Genomic DNA, 15,868 nt, shown 5'->3' with positions numbered 1-15,868 from the left:
CCGCCAACTCTGGCTGTTCCCGGACGAGTTGCGCGCTATCTGACTATGTTCTACGGGGCACATCAGTTCGCCCCAGGAGGTCAGATTGCAGCCCAGGCGCTCCTTCGCGCTCCCCGGCCCGTTACGCCGCTCCCACCTGCTCATAGCCTTCGCCCTCGGCTCCCTGCTGATCGGCCTGACGCCCTGGCTCGGCGTCACGAGCACCGCAGCGGCCGGCCGCGCACCGGGGCCGCGGGCCGCGCCCGTGCCCACCGACCAGCAGGCGGCGGTGCAGTCGCCGCACCACGGCGTCGCGCCGGCGAACGCCATGGAGCCCACCGCCCCCGTCCTCGACCGGGCCGGGTGGACGGCGAGCGCGAGCGACGAGGAGACCACCGGCGAGAACGGCCGCGCCGCCAACGTCCTCGACGGCGACGCCACCACCATCTGGCACAGCAAGTGGACCGGCACCCCCGCGCCCCTGCCGCACAGCATCACCATCGACATGCACCGCACCGCGGTCGTCTCCGCCCTCGTCTATCGGCCGCGCGCGAACGGGCCGAACGGGCGCGTCGGCGAGTACGGCATCAGCGTGAGCGCCGACGGCCAGAACTGGGGCACCCCCGTCGCCACCGGCACGCTCGCGGACGACGCCACCACCAAGACCCTCGGCTTCGCCCCGACGGGCACCCGGTTCGTACGACTGACGGCGACGACCGAGGCGGGCAACCGCGGGCCCTGGACCTCGGCCGCGGAAATCAACCTGCTGGGCGACCCGGGCACCCCCGAAGCCACCGTCGACCTGTCCCGGGCCGGGTGGACGGCGAGCGCGAGCGACGAGGAGACCACCGGCGAGAACGGCCGCGCCGCCAACGTCCTCGACGGGAACGCCACCACCATCTGGCACAGCAAGTGGACCGGCACCCCCGCGCCCCTGCCGCACAGCATCACCATCGACATGCACCGCACCGCGGTCGTCTCCGCCCTCGTCTACCAGCCCCGCGCCGACGGCCCCAACGGGCGTGCCGGCTCGTACACCGTGGCGACCAGTACCGACGGCACCTCCTTCGGCGCCGCGGTGGCATCCGGCACCTGGCGGGACGACGACACCGTCAAGACCGCCACCTTCATCCGTGCCGAGCAGGCCCGGTACGTACGTCTCACCGTGACCGCCGAGGCGGGCGGCCGGGGTCCCTGGACCTCGGCGGCGGAGATACGCCTGAGCGGGCCCGCCAACCCCGCCGTACACGGTTCCTGGGGCCGGATCATCGGCTTCCCCCTGGTCCCGGTGGCCACCGCCGCCCTGCCCGGGGACAAGCTGCTCGCCTGGTCCGCGTACGCCGTCGACCGCTTCGGCGGCAGCAACGGCTACACCCAGACGGCGATCTTGGACCTGAAGACGGGCAGGGTCACCCAGCGCCGCATCGACAACACCGGCCACGACATGTTCTGCCCCGGCATAGCGATGCTGGCCGACGGCCGGGTGCTGGTCACGGGCGGCAGCAACGCGGAGAAGGCCAGCATCTACGACCCGGCCTCCGACTCCTGGTCCGCGACCACCAGCATGAACATCGCCCGCGGCTACCAGGCCATGACACTGCTCTCCACCGGCGAGGCCTTCGTCCTCGGCGGCTCCTGGAGCGGGAACGCGAGCACCGACAAGGCCGGTGAGGTCTGGTCGCCCGACACCCGCACCTGGCGGAGGCTTCCCGGCGTTCCCGCCTCCCCGGCGCTGACGGCCGATCCGGCCGGGCCGTACCGCGCCGACAACCACATGTGGCTGCACGCCGTTTCGGGCGGCAAGGTGCTCCAGGTCGGCCCGAGCAAGCAGATGAACTGGATCTCCACCAGCGGCCAGGGCAGCATCACGCCGGCCGGCACCCGGGCCGACAGCCAGGACGCCATGACCGGCAACGCCGTTCCGTACGACATCGGCAAACTGGTCACGCTGGGCGGTTCTCCGGCCTACCAGGACTCCCCCGCCACGCGGCGGGCGTACACCGTGGGCATCTCGGGCAGCCAGGTCCAGGCGGCACGCACCGGGGACATGGAGCACCCCCGTGCGTTCGGCAACAGCGTCGTGCTGCCCGACGGCAAGGTGGCGGTCTTCGGCGGCCAGGCCTATCCGGTGCCGTTCAGCGATGCGACCTCGGTCCTGACGCCCGAGCTCTGGGATCCGGCGACCGGCAGGTTCACCCCGCTGGCCTCCATGGCCGTCCCGCGCAACTACCACAGCGTGGCCAACCTGCTGCCCGACGGCCGGGTCTTCTCCGGCGGCGGCGGCCTGTGCGGCGACTGCGCCACCAACCACCCCGACGGAGCCGTCTTCACTCCGCCCTACCTGCTGAACGCCGACGGTTCGCCGAAGCCGCGGCCGGTGATCACCGGGGGCGTGCCTCCCCGGACGTCGCCCGGCACGCAGCTGACGGTGAGCACCGAGTCGTCCGTGGCCTCCTTCGTCCTGATGCGGGCCTCGGCCGCGACCCACTCCACCGACAACGACCAGCGGCGGGTACCGCTCGTGTCCACGCCGGCGGGGGCGGGCTCGTACACGGTATCCATCCCTGCGGACACCGGTGTGGTGCTGCCGGGGACGTACATGCTGTTCGCCCTCGACGCCCAAGGGGTGCCGAGCATCGGCCGGTTCGTCACCGTCTCCTGAACCGGTGGGCGGTGGCGGAGGTCCGACTCCGCCCACCGCCGCCGGTGACCGGCCCACGCACCGAGGCCGGGACGGGGGACGCGTACCGGCCTTCCGTGCCCCCCTCCGTGGCCGGATCACGGCGGGGGGCACGGGTGTTCGGGTGACCGGGCTCCTCGCACGGTCGTCCACGGGTACGGTTCCGGCATGGACGTTTCCACAACCCATCCGAGCGACGACGTGGCTCCGGCCGCGGTGGTCAAGCACGCCGCACGCCGGCAACTGGCCGAACTGGGGGCGTCGGGCCTGTCCCTGGACGGCGTGGCCCGCGAGAGCGGTCTCGCCGTCGCCGATGTGCAAGCGGTCTTCCCGCACCGGGACGACCTGCTGACCACGCTCGTCATCGACGCCTACGACGCGTCCGGTTCCGCGATGGAGCGGGCCGACCGGGCCGCCGCGGACGCCGGTGCCACGGGGGGCGCCCGGCTCCTCGCGGCGGCCCGGGCACTGCGGCAGTGGTCCTTCGCGCACCCCGCCGAGTTCACCCTGATCTACGGCTCGCCCGTGCCGGGCTACCACGCCCCGCAGGACACCGTCCCGCCCGCCGCGCGCACCCCCGCGGTGCTCGTCGGCATCCTGCGATCCGCACTGGCGGCCGGCGAACTCGTCCCGCCTCGCCGGACGCTGCCGGGCGGGCTGCTGCGACCGGAGGCCCTGGAGCTCTTCGGCGGTGCGCCCGAGGCCCCCTTCGCGGACGTCGTCGAGCGCGGCATCGTGCTGTGGAGCAGCCTGATCGGCCTGCTGGTGTTCCAGGTCTTCAGCCGTACGCACGACAGCGTCCTCGACGAGGCCGCCTATTTCGACCACGCCGTCGCGGTGGCGGCCGAGACCGTCGGACTTGAGGTCCCGGTGGGCGAGGGCGACCGCTGACGTGAACGCCATCCGGACCCTCTGCTTCGCGACAGCGGCGCTCTCCTCCTACGCAGCGCTCTTCTACCGCCTGTCCCAGGCCCGGCGCAGCTGGCGGGACGGCGCCTACCGGGCACTGATCGCCACCCTGCTGCTGCAGTGCCTCACCTTCACCATGGGAGCCGTCGCCATGGGTGGTGGAAGCTTCCTGGGCGTCGGCAACCTGGCCATCCTCATCATGCACCTGGCCGCCGTGGCCTTCTGCGTCGCGGCGCAGATCATCCTGCTGCGATGGGCTGCCACGGACGAGGCCGCGGCCCGTGGGACACGGTACTGGCTCGTCACCGGCATCGTCCTCGACGTGCTGCTGACGGCCCTGTTCTTCCTGGCGGACGGACCCGGACGGCCCGCCTCCGACTTCGACGGGACCAGCAGGCCGCTGCTGCTCACCTACCTCCTGGTCTTCGTCGTGTCCCAGGCGGTGCCGTGCGTGACGATCTACCGGCAGTGCGGCCCGTACGCGCGGATGACGGACAACGCCTCGCTGCGGCAGGCGCTGCGGATGCTCTCCGTCGCCGCCGTGGTGCTGTTCCTGTACTGCACGGCCCGTACGGTCAACATCCTGACCGCGGCGACCGGGGTGGACATCGGCGCCTGGAAGCTCGCCTCGAACGTCTTCAGCGCGACGGGCATCGTGATCCTCTCGCTCAGTCTGATCAACTCCTTGTGGGGGCCGCCCGTTTCCCGGCTCAAGGAGTGGGCCCGCAGCTACCGCGCCTACCGGGCGCTGCATCCGCTGTGGCGGGACCTCTACGAGTCCTCGCCGGACATCGCGCTGGAACCCCCGGGGGCGTCTGTCTCCGACCTCAACTACCGGCTGCACCGCCGGGTGGTCGAAATCCGTGACGGGTGGCGGGACTTGCGCCCGTACATCGACCGGGAGACGAACACCGCCGACGGGGCGAACGGGGAGGCGGGCGAGGAGCTGCGACAGGCGTTCGCGGAAGCGGCGCAGATCAGGCAGGCCCTCCAGGCCAAGCGGACCGGGACGGTCCCCGATCACAGCAAGGACGCGGGCGACTTCGACGACCGCGACACGGACAACTTCGTGGCGGAAGTAGCCTGGCTCACCCAGGTTGCCGCCGCCTACAGTAAACTCAGTAAGGCGAGTTGAGAGCTCCCGCCCGGTTTGCATCCCCCGTCAAACCGGGCGGGCACTCCCGTTCCCCCGTGTTTCATCGGGCCGGACGGGTGGCTTCCGCCCGGACTGGCCCGGCCCATCCCCCGAGGGCCGGGCCAGTCCGATTCTCCGCAGCAGCAACCCGACCCCGTTTCCCCCGTGAGTCGCGTTAGCTGACAGCTATCGGCGAGACCCAACGTTGGCGGAGTCCCGGCCAATTGTCAACTGACCGCTATTCTGGGAAACTGACGTATAGCCACGGGCTATGCCGAGGAGGTGACGGGAGGAAGGTTCACCATGACGGAGACCGAGACCGGGGGCGATGACCGGCCCCTGCTCGCAGTGCGTCTCGACGACCTGTTCAAGACGGTTCGCCCGAAGGGCCGGCACTGGACCAACGCCGAGGTGGCGGAGGAACTGAAGCGGGCCAACCCCGAACTCAAGGCCGGGGGTGTGTATCTGTCGCAGCTGCGGACCGGCAAGCGCTCCAATCCCTCGCCCGACCTCCTGGCCGCCCTCGCCCGCTTCTTCGGCGTATCGGTCGCCTACTTCTTCGACGACAAGGTGGCCGAGTCCGTCCTCAGCGAGGTCGCCGCGATCGAGGCGCTGCGGCAGTCCGGGGTCCGGGCGGTGGCGATGCGGGCGGCCGGGATGAAGAAGGAGAACCTCCAGGCCATCACGGCCATCATGGACCAGTACCGGCAGTTGCAGGGCCTGCCGCCGGTCGACGACCCGTCCGGCCCCGAATGAGGGGCGCCAGGAAGGAGCGGTCGGCGGACCAGGATCGCCGCAGCCGCCTCAAGAAGCTCCGGAAGGCCGGTGCGCAGCGGATCGCCGAACTCGACCTGCCGAAGGCGACCGACGTGGCCGAGCTGTGCCGCCACCTCGGTGAGGCACGGGGCCGCCCCATCCTCCTGGTCCCGATGCAGATGCCTGCGACGCATCCGTGCGGCATGTGGGTCGCCGCCCGCGACGAGGACCTCATCTTCTACGACGCCAACACCACCAGCGCGCATCAGGAGCACATCATCTTGCACGAGCTGGGCCACATCATCTGCTGCCATCGCGGGGCCGGCGGGCTGGACGAGACGGCCGCCCGTCTGCTCTTCCCCAACCTCGACCCCGAACTCGTACGCGACATGCTCCTGCGGGCCGCCTACGACGACGTGCAGGAGCAGGAGGCGGAGATCATCGCCTACCTGCTCTCCCAGCGGATGGGCGCCACCGGCGAAGGACGGGATCGGACGGCCTCCGCCGGGGAGGCGGAAGCCGCCGGCGATCCCGGCACGAGTGCCATGCTCCACCGCATTGAACGCACCTTGTTCTGACGTGGCCCGGTCACACCGCGGCGCTCGCCGCCACCTCCTCGGCCAGCACGGCGACCGCCCGGCGGATGTCGTCCCGGCGGTGTTCGGACGTGAGGAAGAACCGCAGCCTCGCCTGTCCCTCCTCCACGGCGGGATGGAAGATCGGATCGGCGATGACCCCGCGGGCGAACAGCCGGTCCGCGACGTGCAGGGTCCGCGCCGAGCCGCCGAGGACGACCGGGACGATGGGGGTGTCCGCGCTGGCGCCGGTCGGCAGGCCGGCCGCCGCGGCCAGTCCGAGGAACAGCTCGGCGTTCGCCCTCAGGGTGCGCACCCGGTGCGGTTCCGCGGCGATCAATTCGAGGGCGGCCAGTGCGGCGGCCGCGTTCGCCGGGGTCAGGCCCACGCTGTAGACGAAACCCGGAAGGGTGTGCCGCAGCCAGCGGACCATACGGGCCGATCCACCCAGGTAACCGCCGCAACTGGCCAAGGACTTGGAGAGGGTGCCCATCCACACGTCCACGTCGGAGCGGTCCACCCCGAAGAACTCGCCCACGCCGCGGCCGCGCTCGCCGACGGTGCCCATGCTGTGCGCCTCGTCGACCATCAGCAGAGCGCCGTAGCGCTTCTTCAGCTCGATGAACGCGGGCAGGTCCGCCAGGTCGCCGTCCATGCTGTAGGCACCCTCCACCACGATCAGCACCCGTCGGAAACGGGACCGGTTGACTCTCAGGAGGTGTTCCAGGTCGCCGCGGTCGTTGTGGGCGAAGGGTCTGCGCGCCGCCCCGGACAGGGCGCATCCCTGGAGGATGCTGTCGTGGGCCAGCGCGTCGTGCAGGACGAGGTCCCCGGCCCCGACGAGGTGCCCGATCGCGGTGACGTTGGTGGCATGGCCGCTGACCAGGGTGAGGCAGTCCCCGACGCCGAGGAAGGCGGCCAGGGAGCGTTCGAGACGGACCGTCAGCTCCCGTTCACCCGAGAGCGGACGGCTCGCGGAGACGGAGGTCCCGTACCGTTCCACGGCCCGGTGCGCGGCTTCGTTGACCGCCGGATGGCCCGACATCCCCAGGTAGTTGTAGGAGCCGAAGGAGAGGTACGAGCGGTCGCCGATCACCGTGGTGTCGCGGACGGTGCCCTCGTGGACGCGGAAGTACGGGAAGCCGGACCCGCCGGCGGTGACCGAGGCCAGGCGCTCCTCGAAGAGGGAGACCTCCGGGAAGTCGTCGACAGTGGTGGAATCTCGGCGCCACTCGGCCGGCGCCTCGCGGGAGGGGCCGCCGGAAGCCGCCGGCCGGGCGCGGCCCGGATCGATCAGCGCGATCAGGGCACCGACGGTGAGTTCGGGCGCGAACAGGTCCTCGGTGCGGAGTCCGGGCGCGCGCCTGGCGATGTTGACCGCCAGTTCCTGGAGCATGAGGGAGTCGAACCCGAGGCCGGCCACCAGCGCCATGTCCTCGCCGAGGTCCTCGCGGGGGAACACCCCGGTCCGCGACACCTCCTCGAACACGATGGACACGGCGTCCTCGCGGGGCGCGGGGGACGGAGCCGGCGCCCGGGACGGCGCCGCCACGGCCGGCTCGGCGGCCGCGCCCACCGCCGGCGGGGACCCGGCAGGCTCCGCCGGGGTGTCCAGCGCGCGCGCCGCGTCGTCCACGACCCAGTGGCGGCGGGGTGCGAGCGGACTGGGAGGCAGGGTGCACGGGGGTGTGCGCCGGGCCGCGGAGGCTTCGGCGGGCATCGGCGCGGGCCCGGGCTCCACAGCGCGTCCGGCCTCCAGCGCCGCGGCCGCCGCGATCAGCCGGGCGGCGGCATCGGCGGGGTCCCGGGCCGACAGCGCGAGGTGCTCCTGCAGGGGTGCCCGCCGGGCCAGGGTGTCCGCGACCTGGGCCAGCGGCGGCCGGTCCTCGGTGAGCGACCTCGCCACGTCCCTGGCGTACCGGGCCAGTCCGGCCCGGTCGCGCGCGGTGAGGACCAGTTCGCGGGGCCCCTCGGGTGGCACCGGGCGGACCGCCGGCCCAGCGTGCTCCTCCAGAACCAGGTGGACGCCGGTGCCGCCGAAGCCGAAGGCGCTCACCCCGGCCCGGCGGGGCAGGTCGCTCCCGGGCCACGCGACCGGTGCCGTCGCGACGGTCAGTCGAGCGTCGTCGAGGACGGTGGTGTCGGCGAGGGCGAAGTCCGGCTGCGGCGGGATCACCCCCCGCTGCACGGCCAGGACCGACTTGATCAGTCCGGCCAGGCCGGCCGAGTTGAGCGAGTGCCCGACGACCGCCTTCACCGCGCCGAGGTGGGCGGGGGCCGCGGCCTCACCGCGCAGTTCGCGCAGGACCGCGAGTTCGACGGGGTCCCCGACGGTCGTCCCGGTGCCGTGCGCCTCCAGGTAGCCCACCTCGCCCGGGGGCAGGCCCGCGTCGCGGTAGGCCCGGCGCAGGGCCCTGAGCTGGCCGCCCGCCTGCGGGTGCATGCCGCCCTGGACGGTCCCGTCGTTGGCCGTCCCCACACCGCGGATCACCGCGTAGACCCGGTCGCCGGCCGACAGGGCGTCGGCCAGTGGCCGCAGCACCAGCACCCCGGCGCCCTCCCCGAGGACGAATCCGTCTGCGTCGGTACCGAAGGGCAGGCATCTGCCGCTGCGCGAGATGGCACCGATCCGGCACAGTCCCACCAGCAGGTCCGGGGTGAGGACCAGCTGGGCGCCACCTGCGATCGCGATGCGGGACCGGCCCGCGCGCAGCGCGTGGACCGCGTTGGCGACGGCCATGAGCCCGCCGGAGCAGGCGGAGTCCAGGGCGTAGCTCTCGCCGTGCAGGTCGAAGACCGAGCTGATCGTGTTGGGCCCCATGTTGAGGAGGAGCCCAGCCACGGAGGTGCCGTGCAGACCTTGGACAGCGCGTACAGCCTCCGTCCCGGGGTCCGTCACCCTCGCCCCGAACTCGCCTCCGGCCAGCTGGCGCATCCGTATCCGCATGGTGCTCAGCTCGCGGTAGCCGCTCTCGGTGAGGGCGGTGATCACCGAGGTCTCTTCGCGGTCGAAGCCGTCGGCCTCCCATCCCGCGTCCTGGACCGCCTCACGGGTCAGGTCGATCAGCAGCCGGTGCTGGGGATCCATCGCCGCGGCCCGGCGCGGCGGGATGCCGTAGTGCGCCGCGTCGAAGTGGCCCACGTCCGGCAGCACGGCCATGGTGTCGGTATAGGTGGACGACGTGTCGCGGAAGTCGCCGCTGAGAAAGGCCGCACTGCGCCAGCGCGTGTCGGGGATGGTGGAGAACTGCGGTCGCGGGTCCGTCAGAAGCCGCCAGTACTCGTTCAGGTTCCGGGCTCCCGGGAACCGGCAGGCCATTCCCACGACTGCTATCGCCGCGTGCCCCTCCCCCGGGCTCCGCGCCGCCGTCACGGAGGTCATCGGGCGGCCGATCGCGCACGCCACCAGTCGAGGGTGGCCGTGACCTGTTCGCCGACGGGGGTGGCCCGCACCGCGAAAGCCTCCTCGTAGGCAGTCGCATCAACCACGAAGGGGCGGTCGAACTGGTAGCGGATCTCTCCCAGTTCACGCATGAGCGGCGAGAAGAGCCCCGCAAGCGACAGTGCGGCCGACGGGATCCTGCGCACCACCGCCGGCCCGCTCCCCGACTCCGCGGCGAGCCGGTCGGCCATCTCCCGTACGGACCGGGGAGGTTCGGTGGGAATGTGCCAGGGACGCCCCCAGGCCCGCTCCTCGCCCGCGACCTCGGCCATCGCCGCGGCCACGTCGGGAAGGTAGGTCCAGCTGTGCGGGGCGTCCGGATCTCCCAGCGTGGCGACCGGCTTGCCGCGCAGCAGCGCCGGTACGACCCGTCCGGCGAGGTGGCCCCCGGTGGTGACGCCCGGGCCGAAGAAGTCGCTGGCCCGCACCTCGACCGCCCTGATGCGGCCCTGCTCGTGCAGGGTCCGCACCTGTTCCCACGCGGCGGCGCGGACCCGGCCCTTGGGGCCGGTCGCGGCGAGCGGGAGTTCCTCGGTCAGGGGGCCGTCCACCGGCCCGTAGCCGTAGAGGTTGCCCAGCATGACCAGGACGGCACCGGTGGCCTCGGCCGCGGCGCAGACCGACGCGACGAGCGGCGGCCATGCGCGCACCCAGCGGTGGTAGGCGGGTGCGGCGCAGTGGTGGATCGCCGTCGCGCCCCGTGCGGCGGCGATCAGCCGCTCCCGGTCCGCCGCGTCGAACGCGACGTGTTCGAGCCCCGGTTCCGGGCTTCTGCCCGACCTGGTGACGACGCGTACGGAATGTCCCTGCTCTGCCAGCAAACGGGCGGTGGCGGCGCCTGCGGGTCCGAAACCCACGACCACATGAAGACTCACGCGCGCACCCTAGCGCGAGTCCGGATCGATCTCTTCCGAGTTTGGCCGGTACCGGACGGTCCCGGACCGGGACGGGCCCGGAACAGGTACGGGATCGGCAAGGCGCCGCTGCGGGCCCGGACCGACGGCGCCCGGGATCCGCCGGACGCGGTTGGCCAGGACCCGACCCGTCGTGCCGGGCCGGACCCGTCGTCACGGGCCCGGCCGTCCCCGTTCGACGTCAGACGCGATCGGCGGCGATCAGCACGTACTGGAAGGAGCCGTCCCTGTAGGAGTTGATGAACGCCTCCTCGATGCCCGTGACCAGAGACGACGTGGCGCGCAGCTCCCAGTACGGCAGGGTCTCGGGGGTCAGGTCGATCACGACCTGCGGCACGAGACGGTTGTCGGCCATGGCCCGCATGTACTCACGGCGGGAGTGGATGTTGCACTCGAAGTGGGCATTGATCTGGGAGACCCACTTCGAAGGCTGGCCGTAACGCGGGTTCCAGCAACCGGTGATGGTCACGTAGCGGCCGCCGACCGCCAGGACGCGGGAGTGCTCGGCGAACAGGTCGTGCAGGTCGACGTACATGCTGGACTCGTTGTTCCAGGAGGCGGCGGCCTGTCCCGTCTCGAACGGCGTGTTGAGCATGTTGCAGACGCGGGCGTGGACGGAGTCCTCGATACCCAGCTCGCGGGCGCGCTGGTTGGCGAAGTCGGCCTGCTTGGCCGACAGGGTGACGCCCTCGACCTTGCATCCGAAACGCTGGTGGGCCATGACCATCGAACCGCCGCGGCCGCAGCCGGCGTCCACGAGCGTGTCGTCGCGGCCGATGGCGCCCAGGTGGTTCAGCAGGACGTCCGCCTGCGCGGACTCCAGGCGGTGGAGCTCGGCGATCAGCTTCTTCTCGTATGCGCTGTCGCCGGAGTCCCCGAGGGCTGCCTGGTCGATGTCACCGATGCCGTAGTGGTGGTGGTAGAGACCGTCGACATCTCCGAGGCGGAGGTTCACCGGCCGCGCCTCGTGGTCCCAGTAGCGGGCGATGTCGCCCTGGTAGGGCGTCGCCGGGGAGGGAATGAAGGCGGAAGTGGGGGCTGCAACGGTGAAATCGGTGCTAGTCACAGAGGGATCCATCCTTACCAGAAATCGGGCAGGCTGTAGCGGTAGGTGTTGGTCTGGTGCCAGTAGTGGTTGCCGTCGACCCAGGCGGCCACGCCCCGCAGGAAGCGCAGCATGCGTGGATCGGGGCAGGAGGCGGCCAGTTCCGCGGCCGCGGCTTCGAAGGCGTGCATGAGGTCGTTGTGGACCTCCACCGCCTTCAGGTAGGCCTCCTTGTCGGAAAGGCCCTCCCGTGCTGCGATGACCACCGGCAGGTTCAGGTGCAGGCCGGGGCTTTCGAGTTCCTTGGTGTAGGAGTACAGGTCGTTGGCGAGGGTGGTGGCGTTGCCGGCGAGCGCGATCACCCGCTGCGTGGCGGGCATGGCGTGGAGATCGGCCGGGAGTTCGTAGCCGCCCACGGTGTCGGTGATGGTGGGACAGGGGCGGAAGTTGTTGAACTGGCGCATCGCCAGGTACTCGGACACCTCGGGGACGTACTTCGTCTCGGCCCATGCGGCCTCGGCGAGGTACCCCAGGTGCAGCCGGGCCATGTCGTGCCGGTACCGGTCGGCCTGCGACGGGGTCGCCGCCCGGGTGAAGTACTCCATGGCCGAGCGGTAGGAGCGCCGCGGGGCGTCCGAGAGGAGCGATTGCGCCCAGGCCGGCTGGTACTCCGCGGTCGTGTGGACCGGGTCCAGAGCGGTGTGCGCCAGCAGAAGCCTTCCTCCTAGTCCGACGGGCGATCCACCGTGGTCCTCGCAGTAGCAGTCGTCGACCACGTTCTCGGCGACCATCAGCCGGGTGGCGATCATGAGGTGGTCGACGGTCGGGGCGTCCGGGTGGCAGGCGACCATGTAACGGCCCACGGAGAAGCCGTCGAACTGGTCCTCCCACTCCGGCGGGTAGGCCTCGACCTCGTCCACGGCCCAGCGCTTGATCCGGCGGCTGACCTCCTCGACCCGGACGGGGTCGGGTTCCGGGACCTGGTGGTGGTAGAGGCCGGGGACCGGCCTGCCCTCCGCGGCGGGTCGCGGAGCGGGCACGTCGGCCACCGCAGGCGGGGTGGCGGTCGGTGCCGGGCGCGGCGTGAAGAACAGCCCCGCCGTACCCACACCGCTGGGACCGCGCATGATCCGCTCCAGGGCGGGGTTCGGTGTTGCCGGCGCGGCGGCGGCCTCCCGCACCGGCGCGGCGACCAGGTCGCCCTCCGGTCCTTCAGTGGTTCCTTCGCCGGGTACGGGCAAGGGCCCGGGAACGGCAACGGCAACGGGGTGGGAAGGCCGGGTCGCCGGCCCGAAGGGCAGCGGCGGCCCGGTCGGCAGCGCGGGCTTGCCTCCGGTGACGGGGTCGGCGCCCCGGCCGTGACCGTGGGTCCCGAAGCGGGCCGCGGCGGCAGGCAGGCTCGACTGCGCAGGGGAAGGCCCGGGAACGGGCATCCGTGGCTCCTAGGTGATGGGGGTGGGCGGTGCGGGACCCTCCCGGGCACGGTCGGGCCGGCCCGGGAGGGTCCGGGCTGCTGGCGGTCGGGCCGTCAGTCGCGCCGGCGGCCGATCTGGACGTTCTCCATCACCCCGAGCGCGTCGGGCACCAGGATGGCGGCGGAGTAGTAGGTGGTGACCAGGTACGAGATGATCGCCTGCTCGCTGATGCCCATGAAGCGCACGGACAGGCCCGGCTCGTACTCCTCCGGAAGTCCGGTCTGGTGCAGGCCGATGACGCCCTGGTTGTCCTCGCCCGTGCGCATGGCGAGGATGGAGCTGGTGTTCTCCTTGCTGATGGGGATCTTGCTGCACGGGAGGATCGGTACCCCGCGCCAGGCCGGAACCTGCTGGCCGCCGAGGTCGACGTGGTCCGGGTAGAGACCGCGGGCGTTGAACTCCCGCCCGATCGCCGCGATGGTCCGGGGGTGGGCGAAGAAGAACTTGGTGCCGCGGCGGCGGCAGAGCAGTTCGTCCATGTCGTCCGGGGTGGGCGGCCCGGAGTGGGTCTGGATGCGCTGCTTGAAGTCGGCGTTGTGCAGGAGCCCGAACTCCCGGTTGTTGACGAGTTCGTACTCCTGGCGCTCGCGCAGCGCCTCGATGGTGAGTCGGAGCTGCTCCTCGGTCTGGTTGTGCGGGCCGTTGTAGAGGTCGGCGACACGTGTGTGGACCCGGAGCACGGTCTGGGCGATGGAGAGTTCGTACTCGCGCGGCTTGAGTTCGTAGTCGACGAAGGTGCCGGGGAGCGCGGCTTCGCCGGTGTGGCCGGCGGACATCGCGATCTCGGCCTCGCCGTGCTTGTTCTGCCGCTGGTGCGGGAGCGAGCCGAACCGCTCGACGTGGGCCCGGAGGTTCGGTGCCGCGTCGAGGACGGCGGCAAAGTCGGCGCGGGAGAGGGTGAGCAGGGTGCCGGAGGTCTCGGCGGTGGCCGTGTAGTCGGCCGTCGCGTCCGCGTCCAGCAGCGCGTTCTCACCGAAACGGTCGCCGTCGGCCAGTACCGAGACGGCGATGGCGTCGCCGTACTTGCCGACCGAGGTCTGGCTGACGCGGCCGTGGGCGATCAGGTGGATCCGGTCGGCGACGGCCCCGCGCTCGATCAGCACCTCGCCGGCGCGGAAGTCACGCTGGACGCACCGGTCGGCGAGCGTGACCAGCACCTGCTCGTCCTCGAAGCCGCGCAGCATGGCGAGTTCGCCGAGTTCGCGCGGAATCACCCGGACGTCCGCCCCGTCCTGGACGAACTCGATGCGGCCGTCGCCGACGGTGTAGGTGAGGCGGCGGTTGACACGGTAGGTGCCGCCCTTGGTCTCCACCCAGGGGAGCGTCTTCAGGAGCCACCTGGAGGTGATCTCCTGCATCTGCGGGGCGGACTTGGTCGTGGTGGCAAGGTTGCGGGCGGCCGCCGTGCCCAGACTGGTCTGCCGGATCGGCTCCAGCTGCGCCTCTGGGCTGGTGTCCACGGTCATCGCGCAGGGCTCTCCTTCGTGCGGGCGGTGATCGGCGCATGCGTGTGCACGTCACCATTGAAAGAAGAAAAATAGGGTGAATACCCGGGCAATCCCTCTAGATCCGCAAGCACACTAACGGCCCATGGAGCGGATGCCCCATGGAGGGACGGGGGGATTACCTCGATTCGGTGATCTTGAGCCGCGCCGTGTTTGATCAATGCCTCAGCGGTTCCGGACACGTGTGCCGTGCACTTTCCGCCAAGACCACGACGGAATGTCAACTTCCTCATCAGTCATGCCGGTTGTCCGGCCGGCCGAACGGCATACGGGCGTCCTCCCCGCCCCGGGTACGCTCCCCGGCCGGGCGGCGGACCCCCGCGGACGGCCCCCGCGGAGGGGCGGAAAGGTGACCGCAGCGCGGGTCGTGCGGTACGAAGATTCCTGTGAAGGAACAGATCCGGCCCTCGACCGTGCGCGTGTTCATCGCGCTCGCCCCGCCCGACGACGCCAAAGAGGAGCTCGCGCGGGCGCTGCGGCCCGCCTACGCGGCGTACCCGGGCCTGCGGTGGAACCGCATCGAGGACTGGCACATCACCCTGGCGTTCCTCGGCGAGCTCCCGGTGGGAACCGTGCCGCTGCTGCGGCCCCCGCTCGCGGAGCTGGCCGCGACCCGCCAAGGCCTCGACCTGGCGCTGAGCGGTGGCGGACACTTCGACGAGCGGGTCCTGTGGAGCGGGATCGGCGGGGACGTCGAAGGCCTGCAGGTACTGGCCTCCGAGGTGCGCGCCGTGGTCAGGGCATGCGGTGTCCCCTTCGAGGACCGGCCGCTGCGCCCCCATCTCACACTGGCCCGGACCCGCCGCAACGATCCCGCGTGCGTGGTGGAGGCCGCCGCCGGACTGGCCGCGTTCTCCGGTCGCCGGTGGCTGACCGCACGCCTGCACCTGGTCGGCAGCAACATCGGCCGCGGCCCGGGCCCGATCCACTACCGCGACATCGAGGCCTGGAGCTTCCACCACGGCGACCGAGGCCGCGCCGGAACGTGATGCGGCCCCGCGGGGGTGCCCCTCTCCCGCGGCGTCGTCACCGCCCACCTCCAGCGCCATCCAGCCGAACGCACCCTGCTCCAGTAGCTGTTGGCGCTCCCCGAGGCCGGGGCGGATGCCACCCGCGGGCCGGCCGCGCCCGGGCGGATCGCGTGCAGTGCGGTCGTGGTCGCCCCCCGGCGGTGCCTCCTGCACGTCCGGCGCGGGTCCGGCGGCCTGTCCGCCCTGCCCGGCGGGCCCGGCGACCGTACGCTCCTGGCCGCGGCGCTGCGCGCCGTCCGCGAGGAGGCGGGGATCGCGCCGGCCGCTCTCTGCCACACCGCCGAGTACCGGGACGTACCGGTCGGCTTCGGCGTCCGCGCCGTCGCAGCGGGGCCCGGCCGGGGTGAACCGGATCGCCCGCACCAGAAGATCACTGAAAATCTGGGGTTCTGGCCCCGCGTCAGCACCCGCGAGGCCAGAAC

General features: G+C 71.9%; 12 protein-coding genes. 7 read left to right on the top strand and 5 right to left on the bottom strand.

All coding sequences use genetic code 11. From position 1 onward, the window contains the following. The first annotated feature begins 85 nt into the window (after positions 1-85). From ACFW2G_RS24615 to ACFW2G_RS24595, 5 genes are all read left to right on the top strand, one after another. Positions 86-2,641: a discoidin domain-containing protein gene (locus ACFW2G_RS24615; protein ID WP_384581725.1), complete on the top strand. Its 2,556-nt coding sequence runs from the start codon at positions 86-88 to the stop codon at positions 2,639-2,641. Positions 2,642-2,827: 186 nt separating this feature from the next. After that, positions 2,828-3,550 carry a TetR-like C-terminal domain-containing protein gene (locus tag ACFW2G_RS24610; protein WP_384581723.1) on the top strand — a complete coding sequence of 241 codons (723 nt, stop codon included), beginning with the start codon at positions 2,828-2,830 and terminating at the stop codon, positions 3,548-3,550. 1 nt (position 3,551) lies between these two features. After that, on the top strand, positions 3,552-4,703 hold the full coding sequence (locus ACFW2G_RS24605) for an MAB_1171c family putative transporter (RefSeq protein WP_384581721.1): 1,152 nt from the start codon (positions 3,552-3,554) through the stop codon (positions 4,701-4,703). 303 nt (positions 4,704-5,006) lie between these two features. Beyond that, entirely contained in the window at positions 5,007-5,459 is a 453-nt protein-coding gene (locus tag ACFW2G_RS24600; RefSeq protein WP_037917099.1) for a helix-turn-helix domain-containing protein, read from the top strand. Further along, the gene (locus ACFW2G_RS24595) at positions 5,456-6,037 is read left to right on the top strand and encodes a toxin (protein WP_037917096.1); all 582 of its coding nucleotides are present in this window, start codon (positions 5,456-5,458) and stop codon (positions 6,035-6,037) included. The genes ACFW2G_RS24600 and ACFW2G_RS24595 overlap by 4 nt, the downstream gene beginning before the upstream one ends. A gap of 10 nt (positions 6,038-6,047) precedes the next feature. Here the strand turns inward: ACFW2G_RS24595 and ACFW2G_RS24590 are convergent, their stop codons facing one another. The 5 genes from ACFW2G_RS24590 to ACFW2G_RS24570 all read right to left on the bottom strand — a co-directional run bounded on the left by ACFW2G_RS24590 (position 6,048) and on the right by ACFW2G_RS24570 (position 14,376). Continuing rightward, positions 6,048-9,416, bottom strand: coding sequence for an aminotransferase class I/II-fold pyridoxal phosphate-dependent enzyme (locus tag ACFW2G_RS24590; protein ID WP_384581752.1), 3,369 nt, complete (start codon positions 9,414-9,416; stop codon positions 6,048-6,050). Further along, the gene (locus tag ACFW2G_RS24585) at positions 9,413-10,351 is read right to left on the bottom strand and encodes an NAD-dependent epimerase/dehydratase family protein (RefSeq protein WP_384581719.1); all 939 of its coding nucleotides are present in this window, start codon (positions 10,349-10,351) and stop codon (positions 9,413-9,415) included. Before ACFW2G_RS24585 ends, ACFW2G_RS24590 begins: the two co-directional genes overlap by 4 nt. A 220-nt stretch (positions 10,352-10,571) precedes the next feature. Further along, complete coding sequence (locus tag ACFW2G_RS24580; protein WP_384455557.1) at positions 10,572-11,468, bottom strand: geranyl diphosphate 2-C-methyltransferase; 897 nt, start codon at positions 11,466-11,468, stop codon at positions 10,572-10,574. Positions 11,469-11,470: 2 nt separating this feature from the next. Continuing rightward, positions 11,471-12,868, bottom strand: coding sequence for a family 2 encapsulin nanocompartment cargo protein terpene cyclase (locus ACFW2G_RS24575; protein ID WP_384581717.1), 1,398 nt, complete (start codon positions 12,866-12,868; stop codon positions 11,471-11,473). Positions 12,869-12,963: 95 nt separating this feature from the next. After that, positions 12,964-14,376, bottom strand: a complete 1,413-nt coding sequence (locus ACFW2G_RS24570) for a family 2B encapsulin nanocompartment shell protein (RefSeq protein ID WP_384455554.1) — start codon at positions 14,374-14,376, stop codon at positions 12,964-12,966. A gap of 425 nt (positions 14,377-14,801) precedes the next feature. Between ACFW2G_RS24570 and thpR the strand changes: the two genes are divergently transcribed. Together thpR and ACFW2G_RS24560 are read left to right on the top strand one after the other, a co-directional pair. Next, positions 14,802-15,404: an RNA 2',3'-cyclic phosphodiesterase gene (thpR, locus tag ACFW2G_RS24565; RefSeq protein WP_384581715.1), complete on the top strand. Its 603-nt coding sequence runs from the start codon at positions 14,802-14,804 to the stop codon at positions 15,402-15,404. 90 nt (positions 15,405-15,494) lie between these two features. Next, positions 15,495-15,868: NUDIX domain-containing protein (locus ACFW2G_RS24560; protein WP_384681052.1), on the top strand; the 374-nt coding region annotated here is incomplete at its 3' end.

It is taken from the genome of Streptomyces sp. NPDC058880 (assembly GCF_042742535.1).
Taxonomy (GTDB): domain Bacteria; phylum Actinomycetota; class Actinomycetes; order Streptomycetales; family Streptomycetaceae; genus Streptomyces.
Note: the sequence above shows the minus strand (reverse complement) of the source record. Positions and strands in the feature narration are given on the sequence as shown.